3 rRNA genes are annotated in these 5,314 nt (G+C 57.1%); all 3 read left to right on the plus strand.

From position 1 onward, the window contains the following. Positions 1–145 precede the first annotated feature (145 nt). The 3 genes from AWC14_RS15545 (at position 146) to rrf (ending at position 5,276) form a co-directional block, all read left to right on the plus strand. Positions 146–1,679: ribosomal RNA gene (locus AWC14_RS15545) — 16S ribosomal RNA — on the plus strand. A 294-nt stretch (positions 1,680–1,973) separates the two neighbouring features. After that, positions 1,974–5,104 (plus strand): 23S ribosomal RNA (locus tag AWC14_RS15550). 58 nt (positions 5,105–5,162) lie between these two features. Next, positions 5,163–5,276: ribosomal RNA gene (rrf, locus tag AWC14_RS15555) — 5S ribosomal RNA — on the plus strand. The 16S, 23S and 5S rRNA genes sit together here, the layout of an rRNA operon. Positions 5,277–5,314: the final 38 nt, after the last annotated feature.

Consider the following 5,314-nt stretch of genomic DNA (forward strand, 5'->3'; position numbering starts at 1 on the left):
ATGGGTGTTGTTTGAGAACTCAATAGTGTGTTTGGTGGTTTTGTTTGTTGTTGTTTTTTGCCATGCCTTGACTGCCCCGTGGTTGGGGTGTGGTTTTTTGTTTGTTTGTCAGGTTTCTCTGATTGGCCTTCTTTTTTGAGGGTTTTGTTTGGAGAGTTTGATCCTGGCTCAGGACGAACGCTGGCGGCGTGCTTAACACATGCAAGTCGAACGGAAAGGCCCCTTTCGGGGGGTGCTCGAGTGGCGAACGGGTGAGTAACACGTGGGTGATCTGCCCTGCACTTCGGGATAAGCTTGGGAAACTGGGTCTAATACCGGATAGGACTCCGAGATGCATGTCTTGGGGTGGAAAGCTTTTGCGGTGTGGGATGGGCCCGCGGCCTATCAGCTTGTTGGTGGGGTGATGGCCTACCAAGGCGACGACGGGTAGCCGGCCTGAGAGGGTGTCCGGCCACACTGGGACTGAGATACGGCCCAGACTCCTACGGGAGGCAGCAGTGGGGAATATTGCACAATGGGCGCAAGCCTGATGCAGCGACGCCGCGTGGGGGATGACGGCCTTCGGGTTGTAAACCTCTTTCACCATCGACGAAGCTTCGGGTTTTCTCGGGGTGACGGTAGGTGGAGAAGAAGCACCGGCCAACTACGTGCCAGCAGCCGCGGTAATACGTAGGGTGCGAGCGTTGTCCGGAATTACTGGGCGTAAAGAGCTCGTAGGTGGTTTGTCGCGTTGTTCGTGAAATTCCCTGGCTTAACTGGGGGCGTGCGGGCGATACGGGCAGACTGGAGTACTGCAGGGGAGACTGGAATTCCTGGTGTAGCGGTGGAATGCGCAGATATCAGGAGGAACACCGGTGGCGAAGGCGGGTCTCTGGGCAGTAACTGACGCTGAGGAGCGAAAGCGTGGGGAGCGAACAGGATTAGATACCCTGGTAGTCCACGCCGTAAACGGTGGGTACTAGGTGTGGGTTTCCTTCCTTGGGATCCGTGCCGTAGCTAACGCATTAAGTACCCCGCCTGGGGAGTACGGCCGCAAGGCTAAAACTCAAAGGAATTGACGGGGGCCCGCACAAGCGGCGGAGCATGTGGATTAATTCGATGCAACGCGAAGAACCTTACCTGGGTTTGACATGCACAGGACGGCACTAGAGATAGTGCTTCCCTTGTGGTCTGTGTGCAGGTGGTGCATGGCTGTCGTCAGCTCGTGTCGTGAGATGTTGGGTTAAGTCCCGCAACGAGCGCAACCCTTGTCTCATGTTGCCAGCGCGTGATGGCGGGGACTCGTGAGAGACTGCCGGGGTCAACTCGGAGGAAGGTGGGGATGACGTCAAGTCATCATGCCCCTTATGTCCAGGGCTTCACACATGCTACAATGGCCGGTACAAAGGGCTGCGATGCCGTGAGGTTTAGCGAATCCTTGAAAGCCGGTCTCAGTTCGGATCGGGGTCTGCAACTCGACCCCGTGAAGTCGGAGTCGCTAGTAATCGCAGATCAGCAATGCTGCGGTGAATACGTTCCCGGGCCTTGTACACACCGCCCGTCACGTCATGAAAGTCGGTAACACCCGAAGCCCATGGCCTAACCCGCAAGGGAGGGAGTGGTCGAAGGTGGGATCGGCGATTGGGACGAAGTCGTAACAAGGTAGCCGTACCGGAAGGTGCGGCTGGATCACCTCCTTTCTAAGGAGCACCATTTTTTCCCGGTGCCCCACGCCGTGGGGGTTATCGCGTAGGGATATGTAGTGCCGGCGCCTGTAGTGGGTGTTCGGTGGGTGCGCAACAACATTTTCCCTCGTTGGTGGGGGACAAGACCGCCAGGCACACTGTTGGGTCCTGAGGCAACACCCGGGTTTGTTTGGGTTGTTGTCGCCCTGCTTGGTGGTGGGGTGTGGTGTTTGAGTTGTGGATAGTGGTTGCGAGCATCTAGAGCGAAAAGCTGCTGATTTTAGTGGTTTTTTGTCGAGTGTTTTGTGTGTGTAAGTGTGTTAGGGCGCATGGTGGATGCCTTGGCATCAGGGGCCGATGAAGGACGTGGGAGGCTGCGATATGCCTCGGGGAGTTGTCAACCGAGCGTGGATCCGAGGATGTCCGAATGGGGTAACCCGGCACCAGTGATGTGGTGTCACCCGTCGCTGAATGTATAGGCGGCGGGGGGGAACGCGGGGAAGTGAAACATCTCAGTACCCGTAGGAGAAGAAAACAAGTGTGATTCCGTTAGTAGTGGCGAGCGAACGCGGAGGATGGCTAAACCGCGCGCATGTGAGACCCGGCGGGGGTTGTGTGTGTGGTGTTGTGGGGCGTTTTCGGTTCAGGTCCGCCGGCCTGGGCGGGAGTGAGAAACCGTGATGTTAGTCGAAGTGGCCTGGGATGGTCTGCCGTAGACGGTGAGAGCCCGGTAGGCGAAAACATTGCGGCTCCCGAGAAAGTGTTCCCCGAGTAGCAGCGGGCCCGTGGAATCTGCTGTGAATCTGCCGGGACCACCCGGTAAGCCTGAATACTTCCTGATGACCGATAGCGGAACAGTACCGTGAGGGAATGGTGAAAAGTACCCCGGGAGGGGAGTGAAAGAGTACCTGAAACCGTGTGCCTACAATCCGTCAAAGCCCTCCTTTTGGTGGGGTGATGGCGTGCCTTTTGAAGAATGAGCCTGCGAGTCACTGACATGTCGCGAGGTTAACCCGTTGTGGGGGAGCCGCAGCGAAAGCGAGTCTGAATAGGGCGCATCCACGCAGTAGTGCGTGGTGTAGTGGTGTGTTGTGGACCCGAAGCGGGGTGATCTACCCATGGCCAGGGTGAAGCGCGGGTAAGACCGCGTGGAGGCCCGAACCCACTTAGGTTGAAGACTGAGGGGATGAGTTGTGGGTAGGGGTGAAAGGCCAATCAAACTCCGTGATAGCTGGTTCTCCCCGAAATGCATTTAGGTGCAGCGTCGCATGTTGCTTGCCGGAGGTAGAGCTACTGGATGGCCGATGGGCCCTACTAGGTTACTGACGTCAGCCAAACTCCGAATGCCGGTAAGAAAAGTGTGGCAGTGAGACGGCGGGGGATAAGCTCCGTGCGTCGAAAGGGAAACAGCCCAGATCGCCGGCTAAGGCCCCTAAGGGTGTGCTAAGTGGGAAAGGATGTGCAGTCGCAAAGACAACCAGGAGGTTGGCTTAGAAGCAGCCATCCTTGAAAGAGTGCGTAATAGCTCACTGGTCAAGTGATTGTGCGCCGATAATGTAGCGGGGCTCAAGCACACCGCCGAAGCCGCGGCAATCCCCAGTGATGGGGGTTGGGTAGGGGAGCGTCCCCTCACCACAGAAGCAGTGAAGTGATTCAACTGTGGAGGTGTGGGGAGTGAGAATGCAGGCATGAGTAGCGATAAGGCAAGTGAGAACCTTGCCCGCCGGAAGACCAAGGGTTCCTGGGCCAGGCCAGTCCGCCCAGGGTGAGTCGGGACCTAAGGCGAGGCCGACAGGCGTAGTCGATGGACAACGGGTTGATATTCCCGTACCCGTGTGTGTGCGCCCGTACCGAATCAGCGGTACTAACCACCCAAATGGTGGTCGATCAATCCCTTTCGGGGGTGCGACGATTCACCTGCTGCGTGGGATCTTCGCTGGTAGTAGGTAAGCGATGGGGTGACGCAGGAAGGTAGCCGTACCAGCCGATGGTGGTGCTGGGGCAAGCCGGTAGGACGAACGATAGGCAAATCCGTCGTTCACACGAGTCCGAGAGGTGATGCATAGCCGATTGGGGTGAATTCGGTGATCCTATGCTGCCGAGAAAAGCCTCTAGCGAGGACATACACGGCCCGTACCCCAAACCGACACAGGTGGTCAGGTAGAGAATACCGAGGCGTACGAGTGAACTATGGTTAAGGAACTCGGCAAAATGCCCCCGTAACTTCGGGAGAAGGGGGACCCCCACACCGTGAACCCACTTGCTGGGGTAGCGGGAGGGGGTGGCACAAACCAGTGAGAAGCGACTGTTTACTAAAAACACAGGTCCGTGCGAAGTCGCAAGACGAGGTATACGGACTGACGCCTGCCCGGTGCTGGAAGGTTAAGAGGACCGGTTAACCGGAGTGATTCGGTGAAGCTGAGAATTTAAGCCCCAGTAAACGGCGGTGGTAACTATAACCATCCTAAGGTAGCGAAATTCCTTGTCGGGTAAGTTCCGACCTGCACGAATGGCGTAACGACTTCTCAACTGTCTCAACCATAGACTCGGCGAAATTGCACTACGAGTAAAGATGCTCGTTACGCGCGGCAGGACGAAAAGACCCCGGGACCTTCACTACAACTTGGTATTGCTGTTCGATGCGGTTTGTGTAGGATAGGTGGGAGACTGTGAAACCAGAACGCCAGTTTTGGTGGAGTCGTTGTTGAAATACCACTCTGATCGTATTGGACATCTAACCTCGAACCGTCTATCCGGTTCAGGGACAGTGCCTGGCGGGTAGTTTAACTGGGGCGGTTGCCTCCTAAAATGTAACGGAGGCGCCCAAAGGTTCCCTCAACCTGGACGGCAATCAGGTGGCGAGTGCAAGTGCACAAGGGAGCTTGACTGCAAGACGGACATGTCAAGCAGGGACGAAAGTCGGGACTAGTGATCCGGCACCCCCGAGTGGAAGGGGTGTCGCTCAACGGATAAAAGGTACCCCGGGGATAACAGGCTGATCTTCCCCAAGAGTCCATATCGACGGGATGGTTTGGCACCTCGATGTCGGCTCGTCGCATCCTGGGGCTGGAGCAGGTCCCAAGGGTTGGGCTGTTCGCCCATTAAAGCGGCACGCGAGCTGGGTTTAGAACGTCGTGAGACAGTTCGGTCTCTATCCGCCGCGCGCGTCAGAAGCTTGAGGAAACCTGTCCCTAGTACGAGAGGACCGGGACGGACGAACCTCTGGTGCACCAGTTGTCCCGCCAGGGGCACCGCTGGATAGCCACGTTCGGCCAGGATAACCGCTGAAAGCATCTAAGCGGGAAACCTTCTCCAAGACCAGGCTTCTCACCCACTAGGTGGGATAAGGCCCCCCGCAGACCACGGGATCAATAGACCAGACCTACACGCCCGGCAACGGGTTTAGGGAACTGGCACTAACCGGCCGAAAACTTACCCACACGCAACCACACCACAACCACCCCACCCCACCACCAACACACCAGAATAAAATAGAGTTACGGCGGTCCATAGCGGCAGGGAAACGCCCGGACCCATCCCGAACCCGGAAGCTAAGCCTGCCAGCGCCGATGATACTACCCACCCGGGTGGAAAAGTAGGACACCGCCGAACACCCACAAAAAAGGGCACCCACAAGGTGCCCTTTTTTA

The sequence above is a fragment of the Mycobacterium kyorinense genome (assembly GCF_002101735.1).
Taxonomy (GTDB): domain Bacteria; phylum Actinomycetota; class Actinomycetes; order Mycobacteriales; family Mycobacteriaceae; genus Mycobacterium; species Mycobacterium kyorinense.